Below are 15149 nucleotides of genomic sequence, written 5' to 3' on the forward strand. Positions count from 1 at the left end.
TCCGCCCGCGGGCGGACGATCGATCGGGGACGTCCCCAGGGCGGCGCGTTACGCTCTCGTCGTGCCGATAGGGATCGATCTCCGGACCCGGACCACGCTCGTCTGCGGAGCGCTCGCGCTGGTCATCGCCATCTCGATGCTGCTGCGCGGGCGCGTCCGCACCGTGCACCTGCTCTTCGCGGCGTTCGCGGGCGACATCGGCCTCTGGTACCTGTCGCAGTCGCTCTTCGGCTTCTTCCAGCAGACCATCTGGGAGCGCTTCACCGCGGTCCTCGCGGTGCTCCTGCCGCAGTTCGCGCTCCACCTCTTCGAGGCGATGATCCCGCACGAGGGGGATCGACCGAGCCGCCTGCCGCGCTTCGCGGGCGTGCTCGCGGTGCCCATGGTGCTGCTCGTCCTGAGCCCGAAGCAGGGCTTCTGGCTCGTGCGTGGCGCGGTGTTCTTCTACGTCTTCGCCTTCCTCACGGCGGGGCTCTGGGAGCTCGGGCAACGTGGGGCGCGGAGCGGCTCGCGCGCGACGCAGCGGCGCGTCCGTTTTCTCGTGGTGATCGGCGCGCTCGCCGGCCTCGCCAGCGTCGCCGATTTCGCATGGTTCCTCGGCGTGAACCCCGCGCCCGTCGGCGCCGCGCTCAGCGTCGTCTTCCTGTTCATCCTGGCGCAAGCGCTCCGCCACGAGCGGCTGCTCGACGTCTACGAGATGCTCGCGCGCCTGCTCGTCGCCACGGCCGTCGCCTTCCTGATCGCGGGGATCTTCTACGTCCTCATCACGTTCATCGGCGGCTTCAACACGATGTACCTGAACGCCGTGCTCGCGGCGATCGTGATCCTCGTCCTCTTCGATCCGCTGCGTGAGCGCGTGGCGGAGCAGATCCAGAAGCTCTTCTTCCGTGATCGTTTCGACCTCGAACGATCCGTGGCCGACGCGCGCCGGCGGCTCGTGCACGTGCTCGAGCTCGACGAGCTCGGATCGATCGTGATGACGGCGCTCGAGCAGTCGCGTCGCGTGACGAAGGCCGCGCTCTACCTGCGCGACGCGGACGGCACGGGGTTCGACAAGCTCGCGGCGCTCGGGCCGGGCGCGCCGCCGCGAATCGAGGTGGCGACGGCGCGCGCGCTGCTCGATCGGCTCGAAGGCGGCCCGCTCTCGCTCGAAGAGCTCAAGCGCGAGGTGCGCGAGCGCAAGGCGCGCGGCGCGAGGACGGACGCGTCCGAGGCCGTGCTCAGCGCGGCCGCGGTGCTCGGGAGCCTGCGGGACGGCGCGGTCCTCCTGCAGATCCGGGCCGAAGGCGACGAGATCGTGGGGCTGCTCGTCGTGGTCGACGAGCGCGTGCGCGACGCGTTCTCGCCCGAGGAGATCACGCTGCTCGACGCGATCGCCACGCAGGTCGGCGTGGTCATCGAAAACTCGCGCGTCTACCAGCAGATGAAGGAGCGCGACCGGCTCGCCGTGCTCGGGCAGATGGCGGCGGGGCTCGCGCACGAGATCCGGAACCCGCTCGGCGCGATCAAGGGCTCGGCGCAGCTCCTCGCGGAGCCGGGGCCCGACGGGCGCGAGCCGGATCCGGCGTCGCGCGAGTTCATCGGCATCATCCTCGAAGAGGTGGAGCGGCTCGATCGGGTCGTCGGATCGGTCCTCGATCTCGCGCGCGCGAACCAGGGCGCCGTGGTGCCGACGGACGTGAACGCCGTCGTGCGTCGCACGCTGCAGGTGCTTTCGACCGAACGCGCGAGCCAGGATCTGACGGTGGAGGTGAACCTCCATTCGAGCCTGCCGCGCGTCGCGATCGATCCGGAGAAGCTCCGGCAGGTGCTCATGAACCTCTATCGGAACGCGGCGCAGGCCATGAAGGGGCGGGGGAAGATCACGGTGTCGACGCGCGTGCGGCTCGGCCGCGGGACGACGCGATCGGGGACGGGGATGGCCGACGAGCCCTTCGTCGAGCTCACGGTCGCGGACAACGGGCCGGGCATCTCGCAGAAGGTGCTGGAGAACATCTTCCTGCCGTTCTTCTCGACGAAGGAGAAGGGGACGGGGCTCGGGCTCGCGATCAGCCAGCGCATCGCGCAGGGCGCGGGCGGGCGCATCGAGGTGCGATCGTACGAGGGCAAAGGATCGTCGTTCACGGTGATCCTGCCGGCGGCGATGGACGCGCTCGGGGCGCCGTCGTCGACGCCCACGCCGCTCAGTCGTTCTGCATGAGGCCGCGGATCTTGCCCGTGGGCAGGAGCTTGACCCGCAGGGCGGAGGGCTCGCGGGGTAGGCCCGGCATGGTCATCATGTCGCCGGTGAGCGCGACGGCGAAGCCCGCGCCGGCGCTCAGGCGGATCTCGCGCACCGTGACCTGGAAGTTCGTTGGACGTCCAACGAGCGCGGGATCGTCGGAGAGCGAGAGCTGGGTCTTGGCCATGCAGACGGGCACGTCGCGGTGGCCGAGCTCCTCGATGCGGCGGGCGTCGCGCTCGGCGGCGGCCGTGAACGTGACGCCGTCCGCGCCGTAGACCGTGCGGGCGATCTTGGTGATCTTGTCCCGGAGCGGCTCGCCGAGGTCGTAGGTGAAGCGGGGCGCGGGCGGCGCGCTGTCGGTCGCGTCGGCCGCGCTCGCGACGGCCTCGGCGAGCTCGAGGGCGCCCTCGCCGCCACGCAGAAAGCCCTCGCAGCGGACCGCGCGCACGCCGCGGCGGTTCATCGCGGCCTCGACGAGGGCGAGCTCGTCTTGCGTGTCGTTCGGGAAGACGTTGATCGATACGACGACGGGCAGGCCGAAGAACGCGGCCGAGTCGAGGTGTTTGTCGAGGTGCGCGAGGCCGAGCTCGAGCGCCCTCGCGTCGGGCTCCGCCGCACGCTTGACCGGGGCGCCGCCGTGCATCTTGAGGGCGCGCAGCGTGGCCACGAGGACGAGCACGCGCGGGAAGACGCCCATCGTCCGGCACTTGATGTCGAGGAACTTTTCGCCGCCGAGGTCGAAGCCGAAGCCTGCCTCCGTGATGACGTAGTCGCCGGAGAGCAGGCCGAGCCGCGTCGCGAGGACGGAGGAGCAGCCGTGCGCGATGTTCGCGAAGGGGCCGGCGTGCACGAGGGCCGGGCCGCCCTCGTCGGTCTGCACGAGGTTCGGCTTGATCGCGTCGCGCAGGAGCGCGGTCATCGCGGCGGCGGCGCCCACGTCGGAGGCCGTGATCGGCGCGCCGCTCGTGCTCTGGCCGATCACGATGCGGCCGAGGCGCCTCTCGAGATCCTCCGGCCCTTCGGCGAGCGCCACGATCGCCATGACCTCGCTCGCGGCCGTGATGTCGAAGCGATCTTGCCGCGGCACGCCGTCGGCCTTGCGGCCGAGGCCGACGAGCACGTTGCGCAGCGCGCGGTCGTTCATGTCGAGCGCGCGGCCCCACGTCACCTGGCGCGGGTCGATCGCGCCCTTGTCGCCGAACGACGTGTTGAAGTGGCACGCGTTGTCGACCATCGCCGACAGGAGGTTGTGCGCGGTGGAGATCGCGTGGATGTCGCCGGTGAAGTGCAGGTTGATGTCGTCGGCGGGCACGAGCGTCGCGCGTCCGCCGCCGGTCCCGCCGCCCTTCACGCCGAAGACCGGGCCGAGCGAGGGCTCGCGCAGGCAAAGCACGGCGCGCTTCGCGAGGCGACGCATGCCCATCGCGAGCCCGATCGACGTCGTCGTCTTGCCTTCGCCCGCGGGCGTCGGGTTGATCGCGGAGACGAGCACGAGGCGGCCCGCGCCCGCGGCGGGGCGCGTGAGGGCGGCGAGATCGATCTTCGCCTTGTTGCGGCCGTACGGCTCGACGTGATCCTCGGACACGCCGAGCTCGCGCGCGACGTCGAGGATCCCCTGGGGTCCGATGGGCAAAGCGCTCTGCGTAAGGGTCACGGGCCTCCTCGGTGCCTGCGAAGCAGGCGTCAGGTGTAACGTCGTTGCATGAGCTCGTGGAGCGGGCGGCTCGCGCGCACGAGCGAGAGCGTGTGCTCGGCGTGGTCGTGGGCGTAGCCGTTGCCGATGAAGAGATCCACGTCGCGGCCGAGCCCCTCGGCGCCGAGGGCGGCGGCCGTGAAGCTCGTGCTCATCGCGAAATAGTAGACCTTGCCGCGATCGCGGGCCGCGAGGATCGCGGAGAGCTCGACGCCGGGGACGTTCACGCACGAGAGCACGAGGTCCGCGCCGCGGCCCTCGGTCAGCGGCGCGACGGCGTCGCGCACGGCGAGCGGCTCACGCGCGTCGAGCGTCGCGACGTGGTCGCAGATCCCGAGCGCGCGCAGCTCGTCGGCGTACGCGGGGAAGGACTCGATGCCGATCACCTTGCCCTTGTCGCCGACGCGGCGGCGCGCTTCGGCCGCGCAGAGCAGGCCCGATTTGCCGCCCGCGCCGAGCACGACGACGCTGTCGCCGGGGCTGCAGAGGCGCGCGACCTGCGGCGCCGCGCCGGCGACGTCGAGCAAGGCGAGGACGAGCCGCTCGGGCATGTCGGTCGGGATGCGCGCGATCGGCGCCGTGAGGAAGACGGCGGCCTTGCCGACGACGTCGAGCTGCGCGGACGCGGGGCGCACGGCGAGCACGCGATCGAGCCAGAGTGGCGTGAGCGAGAGCGAGATGAGCGTGGCGACGCGGTCGCCCGGGACGAAGCCGCGCGTGGAGGCGAGGTCGCCGACGCGTTCGACGACGCCGAGCAGCATGCCGCCGGAGCCCGTGACCGGGTTGTGCTGCTTGCCGCGTCGCTTCACGGTCTCCAGGACGAGCGCCGCGACGCCGTCGGGATCTCCGCCGGAGGCCTCTTCCATCTGGCGGAAGCTCGCGGCGTCGACGTTGAGCGTCTGGACGTCGACGACGATTTCGGTCGCGTAGACCTTGGAAAAATCGTTGTCCAGCCGCTCGGCAGGCTGGGGGAGCGCACCTTTCGGCGCGATCACGCGGTGGGTCCCGAGGGGGTCTCCGGCGAGGATCGTCACGAGCGCTCCCTTATCACGCCTTTCGTCCGGCGGAAGGCGCGGGGGGATCCCGCGAGGAACGCTTGACCCTCGGAGGCCTCGAACCCTAAAGTTTCAAGGGCGAAGCGGGCGTATCCTGCGCCCTCCGCGAATCTTTCGGCCGAGCATGGAAAGCCAACTGCCCAAGGTGTCGCCGCCGCGGAGGCTCGCGCTGCGCTTCATCTCCGGCAAATACCAGGGCGGTGAGTTCGTCCTGGAGGACAAGAAGGAGATCATCGTCGGGCGATCGAGCGACCTCGACATGGTCCTCGTGGAGGACATGGTCTCGCGCAAGCACGCGCGCATCGCGGTCGGTGATCCGATCACGATCGAGGACCTCGGCTCGACGAACGGCACCTTCGTCAACGGCGAGCGCATCAAGCGCGCGACGCTGAAGGAAGGCGACCGCGTGCTCATCGGCACGAACATCCTGAAGGTCGTCGTCGCCGAGGTGTCGACGCCCGGGATCCGCCTCCCCAAGCGCAGCGAGCAGCCGCCCTCGGGTCGCTCGCCGACGCGCAGCATGTCGGGCGCGATCGACGAGATCCCGCTGCCCGATCTCCTGCAGCTCCTCGGTTCGTCGAAGAAGACCGGCCTGCTCGTGATCCGCACCGACGACGAGGTCGGCAAGATCCACCTCTCGAAGGGCGCGATCGTCCACGCGTCGCTCGCCGACAGCGCCGATCTTCCTTCGCTCAAGGCCGCGTACCGCATCCTCGCGTGGGGGAGCGGCACGTTCGACTTCGAGCCGCCCGACGAGGTCCTGCCGAAGGATCCGATCGACGTGTCCGTGCAGGAGCTCCTGATGGAGGGGCTGCGTCAGCTCGACGAGCTCAACGCCATCAAGCACAAGCTGCCCGGGAAAAACGCGCAGCTCTCGGTCGCGCTCCCGCTGAAGCCGCTCATCCGCGATCTCTCGCCGGTGGAGCTCGACGTGCTGCAGGCCGTGTGGAACCACGCCGAGATGCACGTGGTCATGGACAAGAGCACCGCGAGCGATCTCGACACGGGCCGCACGCTCTTGAAGCTGATCTCGTCTGGCTACGTGCGCGTCGAGTAACGCGAAGGCCCGACGTCCACGAGCGCGGCGCGCACCGCGTCGGCCAGCGAGGAGACGTGATCGTCCTCGAAGCCGAGCGCCGCGAGCGTCTCCGCGAGGCGCAGCACGTACTCCACATTCGTCCCGCTCGGCCCCCGCGCTTCGAGCACGTCCGCGACCATCGCCTCGAAGGGCGCAGGCCCGAGGTGCCAGGGGTTTCCAGGGCGCGCGATCCACGTGATCGCCTCGATCACGGAAGCCTCGTCGCCGTGGAGCTCCGCGCGGACCGTGACGCGGTCGTATCCGCCCTGCTCGCGCGCGTCGATCGCGGCGAGGATCGCGTCCGCCTCCGCGGGCGCGAGCGCGTACACGAGGCCGCCCACGTGCGCCCCGGGCGCGGGGACGAGCGTCGCCACGCGGCCGAGCCTCTCGGGCGTGCCGCGATGATCGGGCGAGCCTTGTTCGAGTCGCCGCGACAAACCCGCGACGCGCGCGGCCTTCGCTTCGACGTAGGGAAAACCGGGCCGCCAGAGCAGCGACCCGTAGCCGAAGATCCACACGCTCACGGCGTCGCTTGTTTCCGGCCGAGCCCCACGAGGAAGACCTCGGAGCTCACGCTGCGCGTGCCTTCGGGCCGGATCACGCGCACCTCGTCGTAGAGCGAGCGCAGCCGCTCACGCGCCTTCTGGAACTCTTCGCTCATGAAGAGCTTGCCGACGAAGCTGCTTCCGGGCCCGCCGAGCGCCTCGGCCACGGAGACCGCGCGATCGAAGAGCTCGTAGCTCCGCCACTGATCCGAGGCCTTGCTGCCCGTCGTCGCGGGCGCCATGTCGCTCAGCACCACGTCGTAGGGCGCGAACTGCGCGAGGGCCTCGTTTGCGAGCGAGAGCGCGTCGCCTCGCACGACCGTGACGTTGGGGCCGAAGGCTTGCCGGATCTCCGAGAGATCCACGGCGAGCAGGTGCCCCTTCGATCCGATCTTCTGCGCGACGTACATGGACCACGACCCGGGAGCGGCGCCCAAATCGAGCACCCGCTGCCCGGGTCGCAGGAGACGTACCCGGCGATCGATCTCCTCGAGCTTGAAGACACTCCGCGCCGGAAACCCTTGCGCCTTCGCCGCTTTGGTGAAGGTGTCGGGCTTCCGGTACGGGTTCTTGCCCTTCGAGCTCACGAGGAGATGGCCGATCAGGCCTTCTTGCCGCCGTTCTTCTTCTTCACGGCGCCGCGGATGAGCACCACGCCGTTCTTCGCGCCGGGGACCGCGCCCTCGATGAGGACGAGGTCCTCCTCGGGGATGAGCTTCGCGATCTTGAGGTTGAGCGCGCTGACGGTCTCGGCGCCGTAGTGACCGGGCATCTTGAGGCCGGGCAGGGTGCGGCCGGGGGTCATGTTCGTACCGATCGAGCCGCCGTGACGGCGATACTCGTGCGTACCGTGCGTCTGGACGGCGCCGGCGAAGTTCCAGCGGCGAACGACGCCGGTGAAGCCGCGGCCGCGGGACGTGCCCTGCGCGTCGACCTTCTGGCCGACCTCGAACACCTGATCGACGCCGATCTTCTGGCCGATCTCGAACTTCGCGGCGTTCTCGGCCGACATGCGGAGCTCGCGCACGATGCGCTTCGGCGTCTGCTGCGACTTGCGGTAGGAGCCGAGCAAGGGCTTCTTCGTGTGCTTCTCTTTGCGCTCGCCGAGGCCGACGATGAGGGCGCTGTAGCCGTCCTTCTCGACCGTCCGCTTGCCGATCACGATGCCGCCCGCCTGCACCACGGTGCAGCGGAGGACCTCGCCCTTTTCGTCGAAGATCTGGGTCATCCCGACCTTCTTGCCGAGGATGCCAAGGTTCGTGTTCATCTCGATGCCTCTATGCGCGCTTCTTCTGGGGTTCGTTTGGCTGTGTTCGCGGCTGCCCGCGAGCCCCTCGTCGCATCTTTCGCCTGCTTGGCGAAGGCCGGTTCGAAGCGCAGAAACCGGGGTGAACGAGCACCAGGCGAGTCGGGGGGCGGGGAGTCTACCCAGGAAGGTCCAAAGGGAAAGGTTTTTTGTTGGCAAACCCCGCCGGGGGGAACATGGAGGGTGGGGTGAACGAGCAAGCACCGGCCAAAGTGCAGGATCCGGTGTGCGGGATGATGGTGACGCCCGGGGCGGCCAAGGGCGGCCATCACGAGCACGCAGGCACGACGTACTGGTTCTGCAATCCGCGGTGTCGCGAGAAATTCGCAGCAGATCCAGAGAAGTACCTCGCGCCGAAGCCGGATGAACCACCGCCCGCGCCCGCCAAGGTGAAGGACCCGGTGTGCGGGATGATGGTGACGCCCGGGGCAGCGAAGGGCGGCCATCACGAGCACGCAGGCGCGACGTACTGGTTCTGCAATCCGCGGTGCCGGGAGAAATTCGCGGCGGATCCAGAGAAATTCCTGGCGCCGAAGGCCGAGCCATCTCAGGCGCCGCCCGCGGCGAAGGTCGAGGAACGTGCCCCGGCGCCGGTGGCCGAGGTGCCCGCGGGGACGATCTACACCTGCCCGATGGATCCCGAGGTCCGGCAGGACAAACCGGGATCTTGCCCGATCTGCGGCATGGCGCTCGAGCCGATGGCGATCCTCTCCGCCGAGGAGCCGCCGAACCCCGAGCTCGAAAGCATGACGCGTCGGCTCTGGATCTCGGCCGCGCTCTCGCTGCCGCTGCTCGTCCTGGCGATGGCGCCGATGCTGATGCCGGGATGGCGGTGGTCGCACGCGCTGCCGTATCAGCGGTGGATCGAGCTCGCGCTCGCGACGCCCGTGGTCCTCTGGGGAGGATGGCCGTTCTTCGAGCGCGGCTTCACCTCGCTCGTGACCCGGCGCTTCAACATGTTCACGCTGATCGCGATCGGCACGGGGACGGCCTACGTGTACAGCGTCGCGGCCACGATCGCGCCTTCGATGTTCCCCGCGTCGTTCCGCGTGCACGGCGGCGAGGTGCCCGTCTACTTCGAGGCCGCGGCGGTGATCGTCACGCTCGTGCTGCTCGGTCAAGTGCTCGAGCTTCGCGCGCGGAGCCGCACCTCGGGCGCGATCCGCGCGCTGCTCGGTCTCGCCCCGCGCAACGCGCGGCGGCTGCGCGACGGCGTCGAGGAGGACGTGCCGATCGAGGTCGTCGCCGTGGGCGATCGGCTGCGCGTGCGGCCGGGCGAGCGCGTCCCCGTCGACGGCGTCGTGCTCGAAGGCCGGAGCTCCGTGGATGAGTCGATGGTCACGGGCGAGCCGATCCCGGTGGAGAAAGAGCCCGGCGATCGCGTGACGGGCGGGACGGTGAACGGCGCGGGCGGCTTCGTGATGCGCGCCGAGCGCGTGGGGCAGGGGACGCTGCTCGCGCAGATCGTGCGGATGGTCGGCGAGGCGCAACGCTCGCGCGCGCCGATTCAGCGGCTCGTCGATGTCGTGAGCGCGTGGTTCGTCCCGGCCGTCGTGCTCGCGGCCGTGCTCACGTTCGTGGTGTGGGCGCTCGTCGGCCCCGAGCCGCGCCTCGCGTACGCGCTGCTCAACGCGGTCGCGGTGCTCATCATCGCTTGCCCCTGCGCGCTCGGCCTCGCGACGCCGATGTCGATCATGGTGGGCACGGGCCGCGGCGCGTCGGCGGGCGTGCTCGTCAAGAACGCGGAGGCCCTCGAAGCGCTGGAGCGCGTGGACACGCTCGTCGTGGACAAGACGGGCACGCTCACCGAGGGCAAGCCCGCCGTGGTCTCGATCATGCCGCTCGAAGGCTCGGACGAAGCGGCCGTGCTGCGCGTGGCGGCGAGCCTGGAGCGAGGCAGCGAGCACCCGCTCGCCTCGGCGATCCTCGCAGCCGCGAAGGAGCGAGGCGTCGAGCTCGTCGACGTCACGGACTTCCGATCGCTCACGGGCCGCGGCGTGACGGGCGTCGTCGAGGGAGAGCCCGCGACGCTCGGGAACACGCGGCTCCTGGAAGAGCTCGCGATCCCGAGCGACGCGGCCCTTGCCGAGGCGCTGCGCGCGCGTGGACAAACCGTGGTGTTCGTGGCGCGCGCCGGGCGTGTCCTCGGCCTCGTGGGCGTGGCCGATCCCATCAAGAGCTCGGCGAAGGAGGCGCTCTCCGCGCTGCGCGAGGAGGGCCTCTCGATCGTCATGCTCACGGGCGACAGCCGCACGACGGCCGAGGCCGTCGCGCGCGAGCTCGGCATCACCGAGGTCTTCGCCGAGGTCCTGCCCGATCAGAAGAGCGCCGTCGTCGAGCGCCTCACGAAGAGCGGCAAGGTCGTGGCCATGGCCGGCGACGGCGTCAACGACGCGCCGGCCCTCGCGCGCGCCGCGGTCGGCATCGCCATGGGCACGGGCACGGACGTCGCGATGGAGAGCGCGGGCATCACGCTCGTGCGCGGCGATCTGCGCGGCATCGTGCGGGCGCGGCGCCTCTCGCGGGCGACGATGCGGAACATCCGCGAGAACCTTTTCTTCGCCTTCGTCTACAACGGCCTCGGCGTCCCGCTCGCGGCCGGCGTGCTGTATCCGTTCTTCGGCCTGCTGCTGAGCCCCATGATCGCGAGCGCCGCCATGAGCCTGAGCAGCGTTTCGGTCATCACGAACGCGCTGCGCTTGCGCGCCGTGCGCCTCTGACGCAAAGCGTCGGTCGCTCGGTTGGACCCCTCTCGTGAAAAGGGCGGGCCGAGCCGGGAAAGCCCGCTCCGTCCTGGAAAGAGCGTGGGCTTGCGTCGCCGGTTGGGCTGCGCGAACCCCCTCCCGTACCGCAATCGGGGTGCTACGCTCTGCGAGGGGCGACGCGCCTGCCGCCGGGAGGTTCGATGGCAAGCGAGCGCAATCGCAACGGAGCCGCGAGCCCGAGGGATACGACGAGGACGCGCGTGTCTCTGCGGGAGGGCGCGCCACGCACGCGCGGCATGCCCCCGGCGCACCTCGCGGACGGATGGACGGGCGGACCTGGAAAAGGCGCACGTTCGTTCATGGCGATCACCCCGGGCGCAGTCGCGACGAGGGCCGCCTCCCGGGACGGAGCCTTGCCGCTCTTGCTCGTCGCGCTCGTCGTGGTCGCGGTCGTGCAGAACGTCGTCGTCCGCGTGGCCCTGCCGCTCGCGCTGGCGACGGCGGCGATCGTGCTTTTCGTGCGCGGCTCGCGCAGGCGTTCGAGCGACACGGCCGCGTCCCGCGGCATCTGCGTCGACGGCCGCGGGCTCTTCTTCCAGCCGGAGAGCGGGCCGCCGCAGAACGTCGTGCCCCTCGGCGAGCCCTTCGGCATGACGCTCGTGACAAGCGCCAAGCGCGATCGAATGGTCGCCGTGTGGAGCTCGCCGGAAGGCCTGTTTTACGTGGGATCGACATTCGAAGGCACGGCGCGCCGCGCGCTCGGGGCGCTCTTCGATCGCGCGTTCACCGCGGTCGGCGACGACGCCGCGCTCGAGGCCCTCGGCCCCGACGGCGCGCCGCTCGAGCTCTTGCCCTCCGATTTCGCGGCGCTCGTGTTCGCCGTCGAGGAGCTCGATCCTTCGTGCGTCGAGCGCCTCGTCCTCTCGGACGCGCGAGGCGCGCCGCTCACGCTCGACGGCCGCGAGCTCGTGGTGGGCGAGCGTCGCTTCGACCTCGACGCGCCGCTCGAGTGGCGCCCCTTCGTCTTCCAGGAAGCCTTCGGTCAGGCCGTCGCCGTGTACCAGGGCACGTCGATCCGGCAGGGCGCGAGCGAGGCCGTGCTCGTGGCGCTCTTGCCCTCGATCCTGCCTTACGAGTTCGGCGACGAGGGCGATCTCGATCGCGGCCTCCTGCGGGATCTGCGCCTGATGCAGGCCCCGCCCGAGGAGCCGCCGCCGCGCGACGCGCGCGTCGCGATCGATCGGCTCTTCGTGCTGCCCGTGCGCTCCGCGCTCGACAGGGCGCCGCGCGCCTCGCAGCAGCCCTCTCGGGCGCGCGCATAGCGGCAGCGCATTTTTGCCGTCAAACGGTTGCCTTCGTGGGCGCTTGACGCGGCCCGTCGCTCGCGGCTACACCCGGCAACCATCGAACCCGAGTCGCCGACGACGTCGGCGAACGCTCGCCCGGAGGCACACCATGGCCGTCGACATTCAGAAGCTCTTCAACGAAGAAGTCCCCGCGAAGCTCGCCAAGAACCCCGACGGGGCGAAGGCGATCGGCGGCAAGATCCAGTTCGTCGTCAGCGGCGAGGGCGGCGGCGAGTGGTTCCTCGACCTGACGGCCCCGAGCTCGCAGGCGGGCAACCCCGGTGGCGCCGACGTCACGATCAAGATCGCCGCGACGGACTTCCAGAAGCTCCACGAGAACCCGCAGGCGAACGGCATGCAGCTCTACTTCCAGGGCAAGCTCAAGTTCGAGGGCAACCAGATGCTCGCGATGAAGCTGAACAAGCTCTTCGAGCTCTGATCGATCCCGAACCCGGGAAGAGGCCGGCGCGTGCTCGGATCCGTCCGAGGGCCGCCGGCCTTCGTTCATCCGCAGGACGTACTTTTTCACCTCAAAGGAAACGCATGCGCCCCCTCGTCGGCAAACGGATCCTGGACCTCTCGCGGCTCTTGCCCGGCCCCTTCGCGACGCTCGTGCTCGCCGATCTCGGCGCGACCGTCGACAAGATCGAGGACCTCGCCGGCGGCGACTACCTCCGGCACATGCCGCCCGCGCTCGCCGGCGAGTCTGCGGCGTTCCAGCTCTTGAACCGCGGCAAGCGCAGCGCCCTGCTCGACCTGAAGCGGCCCGAGGGGCGCGCGGCGTTCGAGCGGCTCGTCGGCTCGTACGACGTGCTCTTCGAGCAGTTCCGCCCCGGCGTCCTCGATCGCCTCGGCCTCGGCCACGACGTGCTTCGCGCGAAGTTTCCCAAGCTCGTCATCTGTGCGCTCACGGGCTACGGGCAGGACGGGCCGCTCAAGCACCGCGCGGGGCACGACATCGACTACCTCGCGCGCGGCGGCCTGCTCGGCTCGCAAGGGCCCGAGGATGGCCCGCCGCAGCCGCCCGGCTTCCAGCTCGCGGACGTGAGCGGAGGCATGTGGTCGGTCATCGCGATCCTCGCCGCGCTCGCCGAGCGGGATCGCACGGGCGAGGGGCGCGTGCTCGACATCTCGATGACGGACGGCATCCTCGGCTTCGCGACGGCCACGATCGGCGCCGCGCTCGCGGGCGAGACGCGCCCCCGCGGCGCGGACACGCTCGTCGGCGGGATCGCGCCCTACGGCACGTATTTCTCGAAGGACGGACAGGCCTTCGCGCTCGGCGCGCTGGAGCCGAAGTTCTGGATGTCGTTCTGCGCCGCGGCGGGCATCGAGCCGCGCATGGAGGCGCTCCTGCCGGGGCCGCACCAGGCCGAGATCAAGGCCGCCGTGCGCGACGCCTTCGCCCAGAAGACGCGCGACGAGTGGATCGCGATCGCTGCGAGCCACGACTGCTGCCTCGAGCCCGTGGTGCGTCCGAACGAGCTCCGCGACGATCCGCTCATCAAGGCGCGCGAGCTCTTCTTCGATCTCCCGAGCCCGCGCGGGGACATCCCGCAATTCCGGCTGCCCGTCACGCCGAAGGACACAGCCTTCGCCCCCCCGCCGCGCTCGGGCGAGCACACGCGCGCGATCTTCCGCGAGGCCGGCTTCTCCGACGCCGAGATCGACGAGCTCGCGAGCGCCGGCGTCATCCGGCACGGCGAGGGCAGCTAGCTCCGATCAGATCTTCTTGAGCTCGTCGACGAACTCCCAGTCGGCGACGAGCCCCTTGCGCAGCAGCACCGACAGGAGCGCGGCCGCGATGGCCTCCCAGCGAAGGTTCGGTCCCAGGATCTCCTTCGCGTCCGCGCCGTGGCAGACCGCGCGCAGCGCCGCCACGAGATCCCGCGCCGTGAGCCCTGCGCGATCGTCCTCGGCCCCCAGCGTCGACGGCGGCAGCTCTTCCTCCGGCGGCACACCGGCCGGCTGCGCGAGCGTGGGCACGCGTTGCTTCTGCTTGCGCGGCGCGGGCAGCGAGATCGTCGTGCCGTCGAGCAGCGTCAGCGCGATCATGCGCGGCGCGCGGCCTCGCGGCTCCGGGATCGTGTCCACGGGCTCGGAGCTCGGCGGCAGGGCGCCCTCGTCGAGCGTCGGCGGCTGCGGATCATCCGTGATTTCGAGCACCCGCCGCAGCCGCTCCGACGGCGGCGGCAGGGGGCGCGCCTCCACGATCGACACACGCGTCCTCGCGGCGACCTCCTCGAGCTGCGGCGACTGCGCGCCCGGATCCGGCAGCGTCGGCGGCGGCGGCACGTCGGGCGCCGAGGGCATCTTGCCCCGCACGGGCGCGGCCGCCTCGGCGAGCGTGACGGCGTCCTGCGTGGTCGGCGGAGGCGGTGTCCTCGGCGCGCTCCGCGCCGCGCTCGGCTGCGGCTTCGGCGGCGAGCGCTCGGGCTCCGAACCTGGGAGCTCAAACGAGCTCACCGTGACCTCCGCGACCTCGACCGACGGACCTTCCGCCGGCGCTACGCCGGGCGCGGCAGGCGTCTCCACGGCGGCGAGGCTCGCCTCGGCCAGGGCTTCGGGCCTCGTGCCGTCGGGTGTCGTGTCGCGCTCCACGATCGGCCCGGGCTCGACGGACGGGCTCTGCGCGGGCGGCACGGCGGGCGCGCCGACCTGCACGTCGTAGTAGACGCGGATCGCGTTCCGGATGTCGCTCGGCGGCGCGATCATCGCCTTCACGGGCAGCCCCGAGTGCTCTCCGCACGCGCGCAGGCCTTCCTCGTTCGAGGGATCGTCCATCGCGACGTAGAGCGTCTGGCCCTGCCCGCGCACGTGGCGGACGTAGATCGGCACCACGCAAAAGCGCTCGGCCACGTGGTGCGGCACGAGGTTCAAGAGCTGCCGCGAGAACTCGATGTGCAGCAGCGAGACCCAGGGGACGCTCAGCTGATGCGAGAGGATCTGTGTGAGCTGGGTCTCGTTGATGTGCCCTCGCTCCACGAGCAGCGTGCCGAGGCGTCGCCCGTCGGTTTTCTGAAGGGCGAGAACCTCGTCGAGGTCTTGCTGCGAGAGCAGCCCTGCGTCGACGAGGAGCTGACCGAGACGGAGGCGCGGCGTTGGCATCGGCCCGCAGGTTATCCCATCGCAGCGCAGACCGACCAGTTGTTGGGGGACCGCGTTCGCTTGACAGAACCGGCCCAATCTCGGGCCCG

At 70.7% G+C, this 15149-nt stretch carries 12 protein-coding genes; 6 read left to right on the plus strand and 6 right to left on the minus strand.

Features of this window, described 5'->3' with window-relative positions:
• Window positions 1-61: 61 nt before the first annotated feature.
• Complete coding sequence (locus tag QHF85_RS35830; protein ID WP_281331897.1) at window positions 62-2200, plus strand: ATP-binding protein; 2139 nt, start codon at window positions 62-64, stop codon at window positions 2198-2200.
• On the opposite strand, the gene QHF85_RS35835 is transcribed toward QHF85_RS35830, so the two are convergent.
• Complete coding sequence (locus QHF85_RS35835) at window positions 2184-3878, minus strand: formate--tetrahydrofolate ligase (protein ID WP_281331898.1); 1695 nt, start codon at window positions 3876-3878, stop codon at window positions 2184-2186. The genes QHF85_RS35830 and QHF85_RS35835 overlap by 17 nt on opposite strands.
• Before the next feature lie 29 nt (window positions 3879-3907).
• Window positions 3908-4945 carry an L-erythro-3,5-diaminohexanoate dehydrogenase gene (locus QHF85_RS35840; RefSeq protein WP_348652786.1) on the minus strand — a complete coding sequence of 346 codons (1038 nt, stop codon included), beginning with the start codon at window positions 4943-4945 and terminating at the stop codon, window positions 3908-3910.
• A 151-nt stretch (window positions 4946-5096) separates the two neighbouring features.
• On the opposite strand from QHF85_RS35840, the gene QHF85_RS35845 reads away from it, so the two are divergent.
• Window positions 5097-6029: a DUF4388 domain-containing protein gene (locus QHF85_RS35845; RefSeq protein WP_281331900.1), complete on the plus strand. Its 933-nt coding sequence runs from the start codon at window positions 5097-5099 to the stop codon at window positions 6027-6029.
• Here QHF85_RS35845 and QHF85_RS35850 read toward each other — a convergent pair.
• From QHF85_RS35850 to rplC, 3 genes are read right to left on the minus strand one after another with little or no spacing between them, the layout of a single operon-like run.
• A complete protein-coding gene (locus QHF85_RS35850) occupies window positions 6011-6574 on the minus strand; it encodes a gamma-glutamylcyclotransferase (protein ID WP_281331901.1) in 564 nt (187 codons plus the stop codon). The genes QHF85_RS35845 and QHF85_RS35850 overlap by 19 nt on opposite strands.
• Complete coding sequence (locus QHF85_RS35855; RefSeq protein ID WP_281331902.1) at window positions 6571-7182, minus strand: RlmE family RNA methyltransferase; 612 nt, start codon at window positions 7180-7182, stop codon at window positions 6571-6573. Before QHF85_RS35855 ends, QHF85_RS35850 begins: the two co-directional genes overlap by 4 nt.
• Before the next feature lie 14 nt (window positions 7183-7196).
• On the minus strand, window positions 7197-7862 hold the full coding sequence (gene rplC / locus QHF85_RS35860) for a 50S ribosomal protein L3 (protein ID WP_281331903.1): 666 nt from the start codon (window positions 7860-7862) through the stop codon (window positions 7197-7199).
• Window positions 7863-8089: 227 nt separating this feature from the next.
• Here rplC and QHF85_RS35865 point away from each other — a divergent pair, with 227 nt between their 5' ends.
• The 4 genes from QHF85_RS35865 to QHF85_RS35880 all read left to right on the plus strand — a co-directional run bounded on the left by QHF85_RS35865 (window position 8090) and on the right by QHF85_RS35880 (window position 13668).
• The gene (locus QHF85_RS35865) at window positions 8090-10621 is read left to right on the plus strand and encodes a heavy metal translocating P-type ATPase (RefSeq protein ID WP_281331904.1); all 2532 of its coding nucleotides are present in this window, start codon (window positions 8090-8092) and stop codon (window positions 10619-10621) included.
• A gap of 245 nt (window positions 10622-10866) precedes the next feature.
• Window positions 10867-11928: an IMP dehydrogenase gene (locus QHF85_RS35870; protein WP_281331905.1), complete on the plus strand. Its 1062-nt coding sequence runs from the start codon at window positions 10867-10869 to the stop codon at window positions 11926-11928.
• A 133-nt stretch (window positions 11929-12061) separates the two neighbouring features.
• The gene (locus tag QHF85_RS35875) at window positions 12062-12391 is read left to right on the plus strand and encodes an SCP2 sterol-binding domain-containing protein (protein WP_281331906.1); all 330 of its coding nucleotides are present in this window, start codon (window positions 12062-12064) and stop codon (window positions 12389-12391) included.
• A gap of 104 nt (window positions 12392-12495) precedes the next feature.
• Entirely contained in the window at window positions 12496-13668 is a 1173-nt protein-coding gene (locus tag QHF85_RS35880; RefSeq protein ID WP_281331907.1) for a CaiB/BaiF CoA-transferase family protein, read from the plus strand.
• A 6-nt stretch (window positions 13669-13674) separates the two neighbouring features.
• Here the strand turns inward: QHF85_RS35880 and QHF85_RS35885 are convergent, their stop codons facing one another.
• Window positions 13675-15060 carry a hypothetical protein gene (locus QHF85_RS35885; RefSeq protein ID WP_281331908.1) on the minus strand — a complete coding sequence of 462 codons (1386 nt, stop codon included), beginning with the start codon at window positions 15058-15060 and terminating at the stop codon, window positions 13675-13677.
• Window positions 15061-15149 lie beyond the last annotated feature (89 nt).

The sequence above is a fragment of the Polyangium sp. 6x1 genome (assembly GCF_029946515.1).
In the GTDB taxonomy this organism is placed as follows: domain Bacteria; phylum Myxococcota_A; class Polyangia; order Polyangiales; family Polyangiaceae; genus Polyangium.

What these genes read in the sequence shown, in the direction of transcription:
- QHF85_RS35880 (WP_281331907.1), top strand. Translation starts at nt 12,496, where the DNA reads ATGCGCCCCCTCGTCGGCAAACGGATCCTGGACCTCTCGCGGCTCTTG.
- rplC (WP_281331903.1), bottom strand. Translation starts at nt 7,862, where the DNA reads ATGAACACGAACCTTGGCATCCTCGGCAAGAAGGTCGGGATGACCCAG.
- QHF85_RS35885 (WP_281331908.1), bottom strand. Translation starts at nt 15,060, where the DNA reads ATGCCAACGCCGCGCCTCCGTCTCGGTCAGCTCCTCGTCGACGCAGGG.
- QHF85_RS35875 (WP_281331906.1), top strand. Translation starts at nt 12,062, where the DNA reads ATGGCCGTCGACATTCAGAAGCTCTTCAACGAAGAAGTCCCCGCGAAG.
- QHF85_RS35845 (WP_281331900.1), top strand. Translation starts at nt 5,097, where the DNA reads ATGGAAAGCCAACTGCCCAAGGTGTCGCCGCCGCGGAGGCTCGCGCTG.